Origin of the sequence: Mycobacterium sp. 4858 (assembly GCF_900240975.1) — a bacterium.
Taxonomy (GTDB): domain Bacteria; phylum Actinomycetota; class Actinomycetes; order Mycobacteriales; family Mycobacteriaceae; genus Mycobacterium.
The window spans coordinates 1,772,238-1,790,568 of the sequence record NZ_LT968775.1 but is presented as its reverse complement, the minus strand read 5'-3'; the positions used below and the strand labels follow the sequence as shown (position 1 = coordinate 1,790,568).

The following is an 18,331-nucleotide window of genomic DNA, read 5'->3' as shown; positions in this document are numbered from 1 at the left end:
TATGGGGCGGATGGAGCTTTGGGGGAGTCGATGGGAGTTGGTGATCGCGCACTTCCGCTGACGCGCGGGCAGCTTGACATCTGGCTCTCGCAGGAAACGGGCTTCGTCGGCACGGAGTGGCAGCTCGGCCTCTTGATAAAGATCGAGGGTCCGGTTGACCGGGACGCCCTTGAGCGCGCCCTGACGCAGGCCGTCGCGGAGGCCGAGGCCGGCCGGGTGTCGTTCTTCGAGGTCGACGGCCACGTCGTGCAGAAGCCGATCGACTACCCGAACGTCGAACTCACTTTCCACGACCTGACTTCCTTGCCGGACCCCGTGCAGGAAGCCCGCGCCATGGCGTCGTCGATCCAGCGCACGCCGATGGCATTGAACGGCCAGCTGTTCCAATTCGTGTTGTTCCAGACACAGGCTGACGAGTTTTATTTGTTCGGTTGCTGCCACCACATCGCAATCGACGGATTGGGAATGGCGCTGGTATGCCGTCGGGTCGCCACGATTTACACGGCCATGGTTGCCGGAAAGCCCATTCCTGACGCCTACTTCGGCTCGGCCCAGGATTTGGTGGATCTGGAGTCGGAGTACGAAGCGTCCTCCGACTATCAGGAGGACAAGGAGTACTGGAGCCACAACCTGCCGCCGGAGGCCTCGTGGGTCGACCGGCCGAGCGACACCCCGAGTGGCCGGGACCACTATTCGCCATCCGCCTCCGTGCAGTTGGACCCGTCCGTGACCACCCGGATCAAGGAGCTGTCCAAGAAGCTGGGCATCCGCCGGTTCTCCGTCACCACCGCGGCCTGCGCGCTGCTGGTGCGGGCGTGGTCGGGGAGCGGTTCGCAGGTGGCGCTGGACTTCCCGGTGAGCCGGCGGGTCCGCCCGGAATCGAAAACCCTTCCCGGGATGTTCGCCGGGGTGGTGCCGCTGGTGCTGGACACCCCACCCACCGGCACGGTCGCCGACTTCTGCAAGCACGTCGACATTCGAATCCGGGAGCTGCTGCACCACCAGCGGTTCCCCGTGCACACCCTCGAGAGCGACGGTCTGCGGCAGGCGGCGAGCCGGGTCGGCATCAACTTCCTCCCGATGCGGCTCACCCTCGACCTCGCCGGATCGCCGGCGACCGCCACCTACACCAACCACGGCCCGGTGGGGCACTTCAGCCTGTTCTTCCTCGGTTCCGGTGATCAGATGTTCCTGAGCACCGCCGGACCGGGCCAACCGTTCGCCGACTTCGGTGTCGCCGACCTGGCGGCCCGGATGCAGCAGGTACTGGAGGAGATGACCGCCGACCCGGAGCGGTGGCTGTCCTCGATCGACCTGTTGGCAGCCGACGAACCGGCGAAGCTCGACGAGTGGAGCAATCGGGCGGCGCTGACCGAACCGGTACCCGCCCCGGTGTCGATCCCGGTCGCGTTCGCCGAACACGTGCAGCGGACGCCCGACGCCCCGGCCGTGACCTGCTCGGCCAAGTCGTTGACGTACGCCGAACTCGACGAGGCCTCCAACCGGCTGGCGCACCTGCTGGCCGGCCACGGGGTGGGCCCGGGTGGCTGCGTCGCGGTGATGTTCCCCCGGTGCACCGACGCGATCGTGGCGATGCTCGCGGTGCTCAAGACGGGTGCGGCCTACGTGCCGATTGACCCCGCGCACTCCGCGGCGCGCATGGAGTTCGTGCTCTCCGACGCCGCGCCGAGCGCGGTCATCACCACCGCCGACCTGCGCCCGCGGCTGGACGGCCACGACGTGTTGGTCGTCGACGTCCACGACCCGGCCGTCGATGCCCAGCCCGCCACGCCGCTCCCGGCACCGGCCCCGCAGAACATCGCCTACATCATCTACACCTCCGGAACCACCGGAACCCCCAAAGGCGTTGCGATTCCTCATCTCAACGTCACCTGGCTGATCGAGTCGCTCGACGCCGGCCTGCCCAAGGGGCAGGTGTGGACGCAATGCCACTCGTCGGCCTTCGACTTCTCGGTCTGGGAGATCTTCGGCGCCCTGCTGCGCGGCCGGCGGCTGCTGGTGGTGCCCGAGTCGGTGGCGAGCTCCCCGGAAGAGCTGCACGACCTGCTGGTCGCCGAGCAGGTCAGCGTGCTCACCCAGACCCCGTCGTCGGTCGCGATGCTGCCCGCGGAGGGCCTGGAGTCCACCGCCTTGGTGGTGGCCGGCGAAGCCTGCCCGACGGATGTGGTGGAGCGGTGGGCGGCGCCAGGGCGGGTCATGCTCGACGCCTACGGGCCCACGGAGACCACGGTGTGCGCGTCGATCAGCAAGCCGCTGACCCCCGGGTCGGCCGTGGTGCCGATCGGTTCGCCGATCGCCGGGGCGGCGATGTTCGTCCTCGACAAGTGGTTGCAGCCGGTGCCGGCCGGTGTGGTCGGCGAGCTGTACCTGGCCGGCCGCGGCGTCGGCATCGGGTACGTCCGCCGCGCGGGCCTGACCGCCTCCCGGTTCGTGGCCAACCCCTTCGGCGGGCCCGGCGCGCGCATGTACCGCACCGGCGACCTGGTCTGTTGGGGCGAAGACGGGCAGCTGCAATACTTCGGCCGCTCCGACGAGCAGGTCAAGATCCGCGGCTACCGCATCGAGCTCGGCGAGATCCAATCGGTGCTCAAGGGCCTCGACGGGGTGGACCAGGCCGCGGTGATCGCCCGCGAGGACCGGCCCGGCGACAAGCGCCTGGTCGGCTACATCACCGGCACGGCCGATCCGGCCGCGATCCGCGCCGCGCTGGCCGACCGCCTGCCGCCGTACATGGTGCCGGCCGCGGTGGTGGTGCTGGAGGCCCTGCCGCTGACCGGCAACGGCAAGCTCGACAAGCGCGCCCTGCCCGCCCCCGAATACGCCGTCGCCGAATACCGCGCGCCGGAGGACCCGGTCGAGGAGATCCTCGCAGACATCTACGCCCAGGTGCTCGGCCTGGAACGGGTCGGGGTCGACGCCTCGTTCTTCGACCTCGGCGGCGACAGCATTCTGTCCATGCAGGTGGTGGCCCGGGCGCGCGCGGCCGGGATCCTGTTCCGGCCCCGCGACGTGTTCGTCGAGCAGTCGGTGTCCCGCCTGGCCCGGGTGGCCGAGGTGGCGGTCGACGGCGCGGGCGGCGCGGCCGACGACGGCGTCGGGCCGGTGGTGGCCACCCCGATCATGCGGTGGCTGCACGGCATCGCGGGCCCGATCGAGCAGTTCAACCAGACCATGGTGGTGCAGGCCCCGGCCGGGGCGACCGAGGCCGACGTGGTGGCGGTGCTGCAGGCGCTGCTGGATCGCCATGCCGCGCTGCGGCTGCGCGCCGACGACGACGGCGCGGGCGGCTGGTCGCTGCAGGTGCCCGAGGTCGGTGCGGTGGACGCGCGCGGCTGCGTCCATGCCGTCGAGACGCTGTCCGACGAATCGTTGGCCGACGCGCGGTCGCGGTTGAACCCGGCCGCCGGCGTGATGGTCAGCGCGGCCTGGGCGGAGTCCACCGGTCAGCTGGCGCTGATCATCCACCACCTGGCCGTCGACGGGGTGTCGTGGCGAATCCTGGTGGAAGACTTCAACATTGCCTGGGCCCAGCATCACAACGGGCAGCCCATCTCCCTGCTGGCGCCCGGGACGTCGTTCGCCCGCTGGTCGTCGCTGCTTGCCGAGCACGCGCAGCGGGCCGACGTGGTGGCGAGGGCGGACGAGTGGCGGCAGGTGTCGGCCACCCCGGCCGCGCTGCCGGCGGTGCAACCCGACGTCGACACCTATGTCACCGCGGGTCAGCTGTCGGTATCGCTGGACGTCGAGACGACCCGGTTGCTGCTCGGTGAGGTGCCCGCAGCGTTCCACGCCGGCGTGGGCGACATCTTGCTGATCGCCTTCGGGCTGGCGTTCGCCGAATTCCTGGGCACCGGCGCGGCGCCGATCGGCGTCGACGTGGAGGGCCACGGGCGCCAGGAGGAGCTTTTCCCGCGGGTCGACCTGTCGCGCACCGTGGGCTGGTTCACCACCAAGTACCCGGTGGCGTTGAACGGCGGCCGGCTGAACTGGTCGCAGGTGGCGGCCGGCGAGGCCGCGTTGGGCCCGGTGATCAAGGCCGCCAAGGAACAGCTGCGGGCCCTGCCCGACGGCCTGACCTACGGGCTGCTGCGCTACCTCAACGCCGACGTGGACCTCGACGGGCCGGACCCCGTGATCGGGTTCAACTACCTCGGGCGGCTCGGCGCGGGCGCCGACCTCTCCGACGAGCTGTGGCGGGTCAGCCACCACAGCCTGGCGGTCGCGGCCGTGGCCACCGCGGTGCCGATGCCGCTGGCGCACACCGTCGAGCTGAACGCCGGGACCATGGACACCGACGCCGGCCCGCACCTGCAGGCCAACTGGACGTGGGCACCGTCGGCGCTGGATGAGGAGCGCGTCAGCCGGTTGAGCCAGTTGTGGTTCGAGGCGCTGACCGGGATCTGCGCGCACGTCCGGGCCGGCGGCGGCGGGTTGACCCCGTCGGACATCGCGCCCGCCCACCTCACCCAACAACAACTCGACGCCCTCTGCCGCCAGGGTGGCGTCGCCGACGTGCTGCCGCTGACCCCGGTGCAGCAGGGACTGCTGTTCCACACCGCGTTCGGACAGGTCACCGACGACCTGTACGCGGTTCAGCTGGGCATCACCGTCAGCGGCGCCCTCGACGCGGCGCGGCTGCGCGAGGCCGTCCACACCGCCGTCAAGCGCCACCCCAACCTGGTCGCCCGGTTCACCGAGGACTTCGGCGAGCCGGTGCAGGTCATCCCGGCCGATCCGCAGATGGCGTGGCGGTACGTCGAGCTGGACGCCGGCAACGTCGACGACCAGGTCGAGCGGTTGTGCGCGGACGAACGCGCCGCGGTGTGCGACCTGGCCGACCAGCCCACGTTCCGGGGCTTGCTGATCCGCACGGCGCCCGACCGGCACCGGTTCGTGCTGACCATCCACCACATCGTCGTCGACGGCTGGTCGCTGCCCGTCCTGCTGCAGGAGGTCTTCGCCAGCTACTACGGCGAGCGGCTGCCCGCCGCCCCGTCGTACCGCAGCTTCGTGACCTGGCTGACCAACCAGGACCGCGCCGCCGCGCAGGCGGCGTGGGCGCAGGCGCTGGCCGGTTTCGAGACCCCCACCCTGGTCGGCCCGCCCGGGCAGATCGGGCGTCGGGGCGTCGCCGCCTTCCACGTGCCCGCCGAGACCACGAAGGCGCTCGGCGAGCTGGCCCGCTCGTGCCGGACCACCATCAGCACCGTGCTGCAGGGTGCGTGGACGCAGCTGCTGACCTGGATGACCGGCCACCATGACGTGGCCTTCGGCACCGCGGTCTCCGGACGGCCGACCGAACTGCACGGCTCCGACTCGATGGTCGGCCTGCTGATCAACACGGTGCCGGTGCGGGCGACGACCACCGCGACCACCACCGTCGCCGACCTGCTCGACCAGCTACAACACCTGCACAACGACACCGTCGACTACGAGCACCTGGCGCTGCCCGAGATCCACCGCGTCACCGGTCACGACCAGCTGTTCGACACCCTCTTCCTCTACGAGAACTACCCGATCGACGCGGGCGCGCTGCTGGGCGTCCACGAGCTGGCCGTCACCGACTTCAGCAGCCGGGAGTTCAACCACTACCCGCTGTCGGTGGTGGCCTCGCCCGGTCACGAACTGAGCTTGCGCGTCGAGTTCGACACCGAGGTGTTCAACCGCGCCGCCATCGACACGTTGATCGAGCGGCTGCAGCAGGTGATGGTGGCCATGACCGCCGACTCCTCACGGCGGCTGTCCTCGATCGACCTGCTCGACGCCGCCGAGCACCACCGGCTCGACGACTGGGGCAACCGCCCGGTGCTGGCCGAGGCGGCGCCCAAGCTGGCGTCGATTCCGGAGCTGTTCGCCGCCCAGGCGGCCCGCGCGCCGGAGGCGGTGGCCATCACCTACGGCGACCGGTCGTGGACCTACGGCGAGGTCGAGGAGTCCGCGAACCGGCTGGCGCACCTGCTGGCCGGCCGGGGCGCCGGCCCGGGGGAGCGCGTCGCGGTGCTGTTCCCGCGCACGGCCGAGGCCGTCGTGGCGATCCTGGCGGTGCTCAAGACAGGGGCGGCCTACGTGCCGGTCGACCCGACGGTGCCGGACACGCGCATGCAGTTCGTGCTCGGCGACGCCGCGCCGATCGCCGCGGTCACCACCGCGGAGGTGCGGTCGCGGCTCGACGGCTCGAACCTGGACATCATCGACTTCGACGACCCCGCCGTCGCGAGCCAGCCCACCGACGGGCTGCCCGCGCCGTCGCCCGAGGACATCGCCTACATCATCTATACGTCCGGCACCACCGGCACCCCCAAGGGCGTCGCGGTGCCGCACCGCAACGTCACCCAGCTGCTGGAGTCCCTGGACGCGCAGCTGGCGTTGGGGCAGGTGTGGACGCAGTGCCACTCGCTGGCCTTCGACTTCTCGGTGTGGGAGATCTTCGGGTCGCTGCTGTACGGCGGCCGGCTGGTGATCGTGCCCGACGCGGTGGTGCGTTCACCCGAAGAGCTGCACGCGATGCTGGTCCGCGAACAGGTCAGCGTGCTGAGCCAGACGCCGTCGGCGTTCTACGCGCTGCAGACCGCCGACTCTCTCGCGCCCGAACTCGGCCAGCAGCTCAAGCTGCAGACCGTGGTGTTCGGCGGCGAGGCGCTCGAGCCGCAGAAGCTGGGCAAGTGGCTGCACCACCACCCGGGGCTGCCGCGACTGATCAACATGTACGGCATCACCGAGACCACGGTCCACGCGTCGTTCCGGGAGATCGTCGACGGTGACGTGGACAGCAACGCCAGCCCCATCGGCGTCCCGCTGGCCCACCTGGGCTTCTTCGTGCTGGACGGCTGGCTACGGCCGGTGCCCGAGGGCGTCGTCGGCGAGTTGTATGTGGCCGGCCGGGGCCTCGCCTACGGGTACGTGGGCCGGTCGGGGCTGTGCGCGACGCGGTTCGTGGCCTGCCCGTTCGGCGGGGCCGGCGCCCGGATGTATCGCACCGGGGACCTGGTGCGCTGGGGCGCCGACGGCCAGCTGCAGTACATGGGGCGCGCCGACGAGCAGGTCAAGATCCGCGGCTACCGCATCGAACTCGGTGAGGTGCATGCGGCCCTGGCCGCCCTGGACGGCGTCAACGAAGCGGCGGTGATCGCCCGCGAGGACCGCCCCGGCGACAAGCGGCTGGTGGGCTACGTGACCGGCACCGCCGACCCGGCCGAGATCCGCAACCAACTCGGGGAGCGGCTGCCCGCCTACATGGTGCCCACGGCCGTGGTGGTGCTCGAGGCGCTGCCGCTGACCGTCAACGGCAAACTCGACACCCGCGCGCTGCCGGCGCCGGAATACTCCGACGCCGACCACTACCGGGCGCCGGGCACGGCCATCGAGGAGATCCTGGCCGGCATCTACGCCCAGGTACTCGGGGTGGAGCGCGTCGGCGTCGACGACTCGTTCTTCGACCTCGGCGGCGACAGCATCCTGTCCATGCAGGTCGTCGCCCGCGCCCGGGCGGCCGGTGTGGTCTGCCGCCCGCGCGACATCTTCGTCGAGCAGACGGTCGCCCGCCTGGCCCGGGTCGCCGGGCTGGCCACCGACGACGACGTGGTCGACGAGGGCATCGGCCCGGTGGTCGCCACCCCGATCATGCGGTGGCTGCACAGCGTCGACGGCCCGGTCGAGCAGTTCAACCAGACCATGGTGGTGCAGGCCCCGGCCGGGGTGGGCGAAAGCGACGTGGTACTGATCCTGCAGGCTTTGCTGGATCGGCACGCCATGCTTCGGCTGCGGGTCGACGACGACGGCGAAGGCGGCTGGTCCCTGCGGGTGCCCGAGGTCGGCGCGGTCGACGCCGCGGGGTGTGTGCACACCGTCGAGGCCCTGTCCGACACGGCACTGGCGGCCGCGCGCGACCAGCTGAACCCGGCCAGCGGCGCGATGCTGCGCGCGGTGTGGGTGCCCTCCACAGGCCAGTTGGCGTTGGTCATCCACCACCTGGCCGTCGACGGCGTGTCGTGGCGAATCCTGTTGGAAGACTTGAACATTGCCTGGGCACAGCACCACAGCGGCCAGCCGTTGGCGCTGCCGGTGGGCGGGATGTCGTTCGCCCGGTGGTCGTCGCTGCTGGCCGAACACGCGCGCCGGCCGGAGGTTGTCGACACCGCCGAGGCGTGGCGGCAGATCGCATCGACGCCGGCGCCGCTGCCGGCGGTGGCGCCCGACATCGACACCTTCGTCAGCGCGGGACAGCTGTCGGTGTCGCTGGACGCCGACACCACCCGGTTGTTGCTGGGCGAGGTGCCCGCGGCGTTCCACGCCGGTGTGCAGGACATCTTGCTGATCGCGTTCGGGTTGGCCTGGGCGCAGTTCGTCGGCACCGGCGCGCCGATCGCCATCGACGTCGAGGGCCACGGCCGCCACGAGGAGCTGGGCCCGCACGTCGACCTGTCCCGCACCGTCGGGTGGTTCACCACCAAGTACCCCGTCGCGCTCAAGGTCGGCGGCCTGTCCTGGGGTCAGGTCGTCGCCGGTGAGGCCGAGCTGGGGGCGCTGGTCAAGGACGCCAAGGAGCAGCTGCGTGCCCTGCCGGACGCGCTGACCTACGGGTTGCTGCGCTATCTGAACCCGGACGTCGAGCTGGACGGCTCGGACCCGGTGATCGGGTTCAACTACCTGGGCCGCCTGGGCGGCGCCGCCGACCTCTCCAGCGACTTCTGGCGCCTCGACCAGGACAGCCTGGCATTTGCCGGGTCGGCGACGGCGGTGCCCATGCCGCTGCCGCACACCGTCGAGCTCAACGCCGGCACCCTGGACACCGCCGCCGGCCCGCTGCTGCAGGCCAACTGGACGTGGGCGCGCTCGGCGCTCGACGAGGTCCAGATCGGGCGGCTGAGCGAATTGTGGTTCGACGCCCTGAGCGGCATCTGCAGCCACGTCCGCAGCGGTGGCGGCGGGCTGACCCCGTCGGACCTGGCCCCCGCCCGGCTGACCCAGCGCGACATCGACGAGCTGTGCCAGCGCTTCGCGATCGCCGACGTGTTGCCGCTGACCCCGCTGCAGCAGGGCCTGCTGTTCCACACCGGCACCGCGCACGGGAGCGACGACCTGTACGCGGTGCAGCTCGACATCAGCGTGAGCGGTGCGCTCGACCCGCACCGGCTGAGCGACGCCGTGCACGCCGTCATCAAGCGGCATCCCAACGTGGTGGCGCACTTCATCGAAGACTTCGGCGAGCCCGTGCAGGTGCTCTCGGCCGACCCGCCGCTGGCGTGGCGGTACGTCGAACTCGACGCCGAAGACCTCGAGCCCGAAGAGCAGATCCAGCAGCTGTGCGCCGCCGAGCGCGCCGCGGTGTGCGACCTGGCGGAGCGCCCGCCGTTCCGGGCCGCGCTGATCCGCACCGCGGACAACCGGCACCGCTTCGTGCTGACCAACCATCACATCGTGCTCGACGGGTGGTCGAAACCCCTTCTGCTGCAGGAGATCTTCGCCGCCTACTACGGGGTGCCGCTGCCCGCCCCGGTGCCTTACCGCAAGTTCGTCGACTGGCTGGCCGCGCAGGACCGCGGCGCCGCCCAGGCGGCGTGGCGGCGGGTGCTGGCCGGCTTCGACACCCCCACGCTGGTCGGGCCGCCCGGCCGGATGAGCCTCGGGCCGCGGGCCGTCTCGTCGTTCCAGATGTCGGCGGAGACCACCCGGGCCCTCGGCGAGCTGGCCCGGTCGTGCCACACCACCGTCAGCACCGTGCTGCAGGGCGCGTGGGCGCAGCTGCTGATGTGGCTGACCGGCCAGCACGACGTCACCTTCGGGACGGCGGTCTCCGGCCGCCCGACCGATCTGGCCGGCTCGGACCAGATGGTGGGGCTGCTGATCAACACGGTGCCGGTGCGGGCCACGATCGGCGCCGAGACCACCATCGCCGACCTGCTCAACCAGCTACAAAGCGCCTACAACGACACGCTCGAGCACCAGCACTTAGCGCTGAATGAGATCCATCGTGTAACGGGACACGACCAATTATTCGACACCATGTTCGTGTATGAGAACTATCCAATCGACACCGCCGCGTTATCGACCGTCGACGAACTGGCCATCGACGGTTTCACGAACCGGGAATTCAACCATTACCCGCTCTCGGTGCAAGCCGTGCCGGGTCACGAACTGGGTCTTCGCGTCGAATTCGATACAGAAGTCTTCGACACGGGCAGAATCGAGAGGTTGATAGAGCGGTTCCGGCGCGTGCTGGAAGCCATGACCGCAGATGTGGAGGAGCAGTCATGACCGTCGGTGCAGGGCGGCGATTGTTGTCCATCGACTTGCTCGATGGCGGCGAGCACGACCGCCTCGACGAGTGGGGCAACCGGGCGGTGCTGACCGCGCCGGCGACGGGTGCTGTCTCGATCCCGGCGTTGTTCGCCAAGCAGGTCGCCCGCGTCCCGGAGGCTCCGGCGCTGACGTTCGACGGCCGCACGCTGACCTACCGCGAACTCGACGAGGCCGCCAACCGGCTGGCGCACCTGCTGGCCGAGCACGGCGCGGGCCCCGGCGAAAGCGTGGCGCTGCTCCAGTCACGTTCGGCTGAGGCGATCGTGTCGATCCTGGCCGTCCTCAAGACCGGCGCGGCCTACCTGCCGATCGACCCGGCCGTCCCGGCCTCCCGGATGGAGTTCATGCTCGGTGACGCGGCCCCGGTCGCCGCGGTGACGACGGCCGAGCTGCGGCCGCGCCTGGACGGGTTCGACCTGCTGGTCGTCGAGGTCGACGACCCCGCGGTGGCCGAACAGCCCACCTCGGGGCTGCCCGGGCCGGCCCCCGAGGACATCGCGTACATGATCTACACCTCGGGCACCACCGGAACGCCCAAGGGCGTGGCGGTCACCCACCAGAACGTCACCCAACTGCTGAAGAAGCTGCCCGCCGACCTGCCGAAGGCCGGTGTCTGGTCGCAGTGGCACTCGCTGGTGTTCGACGTGTCGGTCTGGGAGATCTGGGGTCCGCTGCTGCACGGCGGGCGCCTCGTCGTGGTGCCCGAGTCGGTGGCCGGCTCCCCGGACGACCTGCACGCGCTGCTGGTCGCCGAGAAGGTCACCGTGTTGTGCCAGACCCCGTCGGCGGTGGGCATGCTGTCGCCGGACGGCCTGGATTCGACCGCGCTGATCGTGGCGGGCGAGGCCTGCCCGGCCGAGGTGGTGGACCGGTGGGCGCCGGGGCGCGTGATGATCAACGCCTACGGCCCGACCGAGGGCACGGTGTACGCATCGATGAGCGCGCCGCTGACCGCCGAGTCGGGGGCGCCGACGATCGGCTCACCCGTGCCGGGGGCCGCGCTGTTCGTGCTGGACAAGTGGCTGCGGCCCGCGCCGGAGGGCGTCGTCGGCGAGCTGTACATCGCCGGTCGCGGCGTGGCCTCCGGGTACGTGCGCCGGGCGGGTCTGACGGCATCGCGCTTCATCGCGTGCCCGTTCGGGGCGCCGGGGACGCGGATGTACCGCACCGGCGACCTGGTGCGCTGGGGCGTCGACGGCCAGCTGCAGTACCTGGGCCGGGCCGACGAGCAGGTCAAGATTCGCGGCTACCGCATCGAGCTCGGCGAGATCCAGACCGCGCTCGCCGCGCTGGACGGCGTCGAGCAGTCGGCCGTGATCGCCCGCGAGGACCGCCCCGGCGACAAGCGGCTGGTCGGCTACATCACCGGCACCGCCGACCCGGCCGAGATCCGCGCCCGGCTCGGCGAGCGGCTGCCCAAATACATGGTGCCCGCCGCGGTCGTGGTGCTGGACGCGCTGCCGTTGACCGTCAACGGCAAGCTCGACAAGCGGGCCCTGCCCGCCCCCGAGTACCAGAAGACGACCGGTGAATACCGCGCCCCGACCACGGGCGTCGAAGAGACCCTGGCCGCCATCTACGCCCAGGTCCTCGGCCTCGAGCGGGTGGGCGTCGACGACTCGTTCTTCGACCTCGGCGGCGACAGCATCCTGTCGATGCAGGTCGTCGCCCGCGCCCGCGCCGCCGGCGTGGTGTGCCGCCCGCGCGACGTCTTCGTCGAGCAGACCGTGGCCCGGCTGGCCCGGGTGGCCGGCGTGGCCTCCGACGACGACGTGGTCGACGAGGGCCTCGGCGCGGTGGTCGCCACCCCGATCATGCGCTGGCTCCAGCAGGTCGACGGCCCCACCGACCAGTTCAACCAGACCATGGTCGTGCAGGCCCCCGCGGGCGTCACCCGCGAGGACGTCCAGGTGGTGCTCCAGTCGCTGCTGGACCGGCACGCCACCCTGCGGATGCGGGTGGACGACGACGGCGCCGGCGGCTGGTCGCTGCACGTGCCCGAGGTCGGCGCGGTCGAGGCGGACGCGTGCATGCACACCGTCGACACGTTGTCCGACGCGGCGCTGGTGGCCGCGCGTTCGCAGCTGAACCCCGCGGCGGGCATCATGCTGCGCGCCGTGTGGGCCGAAGCCACGGCCCAGCTGGCACTGATGATTCACCACCTGGCCGTCGACGGGGTGTCGTGGCGAATCCTGTTGGAAGACTTGAACATCGCCTGGGCTCAGCACCACAGCGGCCAGCCGGTGGCGTTGCCGACGGGCGGGACGTCGTTCGCCCGGTGGTCGGCGATGCTGGCCGAGCACGCCCAGCGCCCCGACGTCGTCGCCCAGGCCGACGCGTGGCGTGAGGTCGCCGCGACCCCGGCGCTGTTGCCGGCGGTGCGCCCCGACCTCGACACCTACGAGACGGCCAAGCAGCTGTCGGTGTCGCTGGACGTCGACACCACCCGGATGCTGCTGGGTGAGGTGCCCGCGGCGTTCCACGCCGGGGTGCAGGACATCCTGTTGATCGCGTTCGGGTTGGCCTGGGCGCGGTTCGTCGGCACCGGCGCGCCGATCGGCATCGACGTGGAGGGCCACGGCCGCCACGAGGAACTGGGTCCGCACGTCGACCTGTCCCGCACCGTGGGCTGGTTCACCACCAAGTACCCGGTCGCGCTGACCGTCGGCGAGCTGGACTGGGCGCAGGTGATGGCCGGCGACCCCGCGCTCGGCGAGCTGGTGAAGAAGGCCAAGGAACAGCTGCGCGCCCTGCCCGACCCGCTGACCTACGGGCTGCTGCGGTACATGAACGCCGAGGTGGACCTGGAAGGGTCCGACCCGGTGATCGGGTTCAACTACCTGGGCCGCCTGGGTGCGGCCGCCGACCTGCCCGGCGAGATGTGGCGGATCAGCCAGGACAGCCTGTCGTTCACCGGCGCCGCCAGCGCGGCGCTGCCCATGCCGTTGATGCACACCGTCGACCTCAACGCCGGGACCATGGACACCGAGGCCGGCCCCCACCTGCAGGCCAACTGGACCTGGGCGCCCTCGGCGCTGGACCACGAGCAGGTCAGCCGGTTGAGCCAGTTGTGGTTCGAGGCCCTCGCCGGGATCTGCGCGCACGTGCGCAGCGGCGGCGGCGGCCTGACCCCGTCGGACGTCGCCCCCGCCCGGCTGACCCAGCAGCAGCTCGACGACTTGTGCCAGCAGTACGCGGTCGCCGACGTGTTGCCGTTGACCCCGCTGCAGCAGGGGCTGCTCTTCCACGCCAGCTTCGCGCACGACCTCGGCGACGATGTGTATGCGGTGCAGCTCGGTATCACCGTGACCGGTGACCTCGATGCGCACCGGTTGCGTGAGGCCGTCCACACCGTCGTCGAGCGGCATCCGAACCTGGCGGCCCGGTTCTGCCCGCAGTTCGGCGAGCCGGTTCAGGTCATTCCTGCCGACCCGGTGATGGCATGGCGTTACGTCCAGCTCGGCTCGGAAGACCTGGACCCCGAGGAGAAGATCGAACAGCTCTGCGCTGCCGAGCGCGCGGCGGTCAGCGACCTCGCCCACCGGCCGGCGTTCCGGGCCGCGTTGATCCGCACCGCCGACAACCGGCACCGGTTCGTCCTGACCAACCATCACATCGTGATGGACGGATGGTCGCTGCCGATCATGCTGCGGGAGATCCTGACCAGCTACTACGGCGAGCGGTTGCCCGCGCCCGCGTCCTACCGCAGCTACCTGAACTGGCTGACGGCCCAGGACCGCACGGCCGCCCGGGCGGCGTGGGCCGAGGTGATGGCCGGCTTCGACACCCCCACGCTGGTGGGTCCGCCGGCCCGGCTGGGGCTGGGTCGGCGCGGCGTCGAGTCGTACCGGCTGCCCGCGGAGACGACGCGCGCGCTGGGCGAGTTGGCCCGGTCCTGCCACACCACGATCAACACCGTGCTGCAGGCTGCCTGGGCGCAGCTGCTGATGAGGTTGACCGGCCAGCACGACGTGGCCTTCGGCACCGCGGTGTCGGGCCGGCCCGCCGATCTGGTCGGCGCCGACTCGATGGTGGGCCTGCTGATCAACACGGTGCCCGTGCGCGCCAACGTCAGCGCGGGCACGACGGTGGCCGAGTTGCTGCAACAACTGCAGCGCGCCCATAACGACACGATCGAGCACGAGCACCTGGCGCTCAACGAGATTCACCGCGTCACGGGACACGACGTGCTGTTCGACACCCTGTTCCTGTACGAGAACTACCCGATCGACACCAGCGTGCCGCTGGGCTTCCACGAGCTGGCGATCACCGATGTCACCAACCGCGAATACAACCACTACCCGCTCTCGGTGATGGCGCTGCCGGGCCGTGAACTGGGCCTGCGCGTCGAGTTCGACACCAGCGTCTTCGACACCGCCGGGATCGAGTCGCTGATCGAGCGCTTCCAGCGGGTGTTGGGGGCGATGACCGCCGACTCCAGCCAGCGGCTCTCGGTCATGGATGTGCTGGACGGCGACGAGCGCGCCCGCCTCGACGAGTGGGGCAACCGGGCGGTGCTGACCGCGCCGGTGCGGGCGGCGAAGTCGATCCCGGCCCTGTTCGCCAGGCAGGTGGCCCGCGTGCCGGAGTCCGTCGCGCTGACGTTCGAGGGTCGCTCGATGACCTACCGCGAGCTGGACGAGGCCGCGAACCGGTTGGCCCACCTGCTCGCCGCGCACGGCGCGGGCCCGGGCGAAAGCGTGGCGCTGCTGTTCTCCCGCTCGGCCGAGGCGATCGTCGCCATCCTGGCGGTGCTCAAGACGGGGGCGGCCTACCTGCCGATCGACCCGGCGGTTCCGGCGGCGCGGATCGAGTTCGTGCTCACCGACGCCGCGCCGGTCGCCGCCGTGACGACCGCCGACCTGCGGTCGCGGCTGGACGGCTCCGACCTGCTGGTCATCGACGTCAACGACCCGGCGGTGGACACCCAGCCCGCCACGGCGCTACCGGCACCGACGGCCGCGGACATCGCGTACCTGATCTACACGTCGGGCACCACGGGTGTCCCGAAAGGTGTGGCAGTCACCCACCTCAACGCCACCCAACTGCTGGAGAAGCTGCACGCCGACCTGCCGGCCCCGGGCGTGTGGGCGCAGTGGCATTCGCTGGTGTTCGACGTCTCGGTGCACGAGATCTTCGGCGCGCTGTTGCACGGCGGCCGGCTGGTCGTGGTGCCCGAGTCCGTGGCCGGCTCCCCGAAGGACCTGCACGCCCTGTTGGTCGCGGAGAGCGTGACGGTGCTCAGCCAGACCCCGTCGGCCGTGGGGATGCTCTCGCCCGAGGGGCTGGAAGCGACGGCACTGGTGGTCGCCGGGGAGGCCTGCCCGCCCGAGGTGGTGGACCGGTGGGCGCCGGGCCGGGTGATGATCAACGCCTACGGCCCTACCGAGGGCACGGTGTACGCGGCGATGAGCGCGCCGCTGAACCCGGACACGGGAGCCCCGATCGGCTCCCCGGTCCCGGGGGCGGCGCTGTTCGTGCTGGACAGGTGGCTGCGTCCGGCGCCGCAGGGCGTCGTCGGCGAGCTCTACATCGCCGGTCGTGGTGTGGCGGCCGGTTATGCGCGCCGCTCTGGCCTGACGGCCTCGCGGTTCGTGGCGTGCCCGTTCGGGGCGCCAGGTGCGCGCATGTATCGCACCGGGGACCTGGTGCGCTGGGGCGTCGACGGCCAGCTGCAGTACCTGGGCCGGGTCGACGAGCAGGTCAAGATCCGTGGCTACCGCATCGAGCTCGGCGAAATCCAGGCGGCCCTGGCCGGTTTGGACGGGGTGGAGCAGGCGGCGGTGATCGCCCGCGAGGACCGCCCCGGCGACAAGCGGTTGGTCGGCTACATCACCGGCACCGCCGACCCGGCCGAGATCCGGGCCCAGTTGGGCGAAAGGCTGCCGGCGTACATGGTGCCGGTTGCGGTGGTGGTGTTGGACGCGCTGCCGTTGACCGTCAACGGCAAGCTCGACAAGCGGGCCCTGCCCGCCCCCGAGTACCAGAAGACCGGCGGCGAATACCGCGCCCCGGCCACCCCCGTGGAAGAGACCCTCGCCGAGATCTACGCCAACGTCCTTGGGCTGCAGCGGGTTTCGGTCGAGGACTCGTTCTTCGACCTCGGCGGTGACTCGCTGTCCGCCATGCGGGTGATCGCCGAGATCAACACAGCCCTCGACGCCAACCTCTCGGTGCGCACCTTGTTCGAGGCGCCGACGGTGCGCCGCCTCGGCCAACGGGCGGAGCACGACGCCAGCGGCGCGGACGAAGCCGAGGGTGGGGAGGCCAGCTTCGCCTCGGTGCATGGTCGCGACGCCACCCAGATCTACGCGAGCGATCTGACGCTGGAGAAGTTCATCGACGCGGCGACGCTGGGCGGCGCACCGTCGCTGCCCGGCCCGAGCTCGGAGGTGCGGACGGTCCTGTTGACCGGGGCGACCGGTTTCTTGGGCCGTTACCTGGCCCTGCAGTGGCTGGAGCAGCTGGAGCTGGTGGACGGCAAGCTGATCTGCCTGGTGCGGGCCGGCTCGGACGAGGAGGCGCGTCAGCGGCTGGAGAAGACCTTCGACAGCGGTGACCCGAAGTTGCTGCGGTATTTCCAGGAGTTGGCCGCCGATCACCTGGAGGTCATCGCGGGCGACAAGGGTGCCGCGAACCTGGGCCTGGATGAGCCGACGTGGCAACGGCTGGCCGACACCGTCGACCTGATTGTGGACTCGGCGGCCCTGGTCAACGGCGTGCTGCCCTACAGCGAGCTGTTCGCTCCCAACGTCGCCGGCACCGCCGAGCTGATCCGGGTGGCCCTGACGAGCAAGCTGAAGCCGTACGCCTACGTGTCCACCTCCGACGTCGGCCGCCAGATCGACCCGGCGGCATTCACCGAGGACGCCGACATCCGCGTCATCAGCCCCATCCGCAAGATCGACGGCAGCTACGCCAACGGCTACGGCAACAGCAAGTGGGCCGGCGAGGTGTTGCTGCGCGAGGCCCACGACATGTGCGGGCTGCCGGTCTCGGTGTTCCGCTCCGACATGATCCTGTCCGACACCAGCTACGCCGGCCAGTTCAACCTGTCGGACATGTTCACCCGGATGGTGCTGAGCCTGGTGGCCACCGGCATCGCGCCGCGCTCGTTCTATCAGCTGGATGCCGAGGGCAACCGGCAGCGGGCGCACTTCGATGCGCTGCCGGTGGAGTTCGTCGCCGAGGCGGTCACCACGCTGGGCGCCCAGGTGATGCAAGGGTTCGAGACCTATCACGTGATGAACCCGCACGACGACGGGATCGGCATCGACGAGTACGTCGACTGGCTGATCGAGGCCGGCTACCCGATCGAGCGCATCGACGACTTCGGCGAGTGGCTGCAGCGGTTCGAGGCCGCCCTGCGCGAACTGCCGGAGCACCAGCGCAAGCACTCGGTCCTGCAGATGCTGCAGGTGCCGGGCTACAACCAGCTGCAGGCGCCGGAGCCGGCCCACGGGTCGTTCGCCCCGACCGACCGCTTCCGCGCCGCGGTGCAGGAAGCCAAGATCGGCGCCGACAACGACATTCCGCACATCACGGCGCCGGTGATCGTCAAGTACGTCACCGACCTGCAGCTGCTCGGCCTGCTCTAACCACGCACACCTCGAATTGGGACGGCCCCGCGCGGCCGTCCCAATTCGTCGGGTCGGTTTGGGGGCCGGAAACATCCTTCTCGTATCTTTTGCGACCACTTCCCTGGATGTCTGACGGGTTCCTGGGAGTTTTTAGAAACCCCTAGCGCTTGATCGTGATCTTCCGTTAACCTTTCGGACTGTTGCACCTATGTTGACTAAGTTGACGGAGATACTGGGGTCGGCTCGCTCCATGGCGACAGCGGCAGATCAGCCTTCTTAGCGACGAGCGGCAACAGCGGCGAGGATCCGGCACGGACCACGCCGCGTGTGTCAACTACATCAAGCGGGACCGAACAGGCATTGCGGAGGAGTTCGGTCGAGCGGCGCCGGCAACCGGGGGTTTCAAGGGTGAGCCCTATGGTTGGGAAGTC

The 18,331-nt window shown here is 70.7% G+C and carries 2 protein-coding genes; both read left to right on the top strand.

What is annotated here, in order from left to right; genetic code table 11:
* The first annotated feature begins 30 nt into the window (after positions 1-30).
* A complete protein-coding gene (locus C1737_RS07955) occupies positions 31-10,275 on the top strand; it encodes an amino acid adenylation domain-containing protein (protein ID WP_102417673.1) in 10,245 nt (3,414 codons plus the stop codon).
* Positions 10,272-17,918, top strand: coding sequence for a non-ribosomal peptide synthetase (locus tag C1737_RS07950; protein ID WP_102417672.1), 7,647 nt, complete (start codon positions 10,272-10,274; stop codon positions 17,916-17,918). Before C1737_RS07955 ends, C1737_RS07950 begins: the two co-directional genes overlap by 4 nt.
* Positions 17,919-18,331 lie beyond the last annotated feature (413 nt).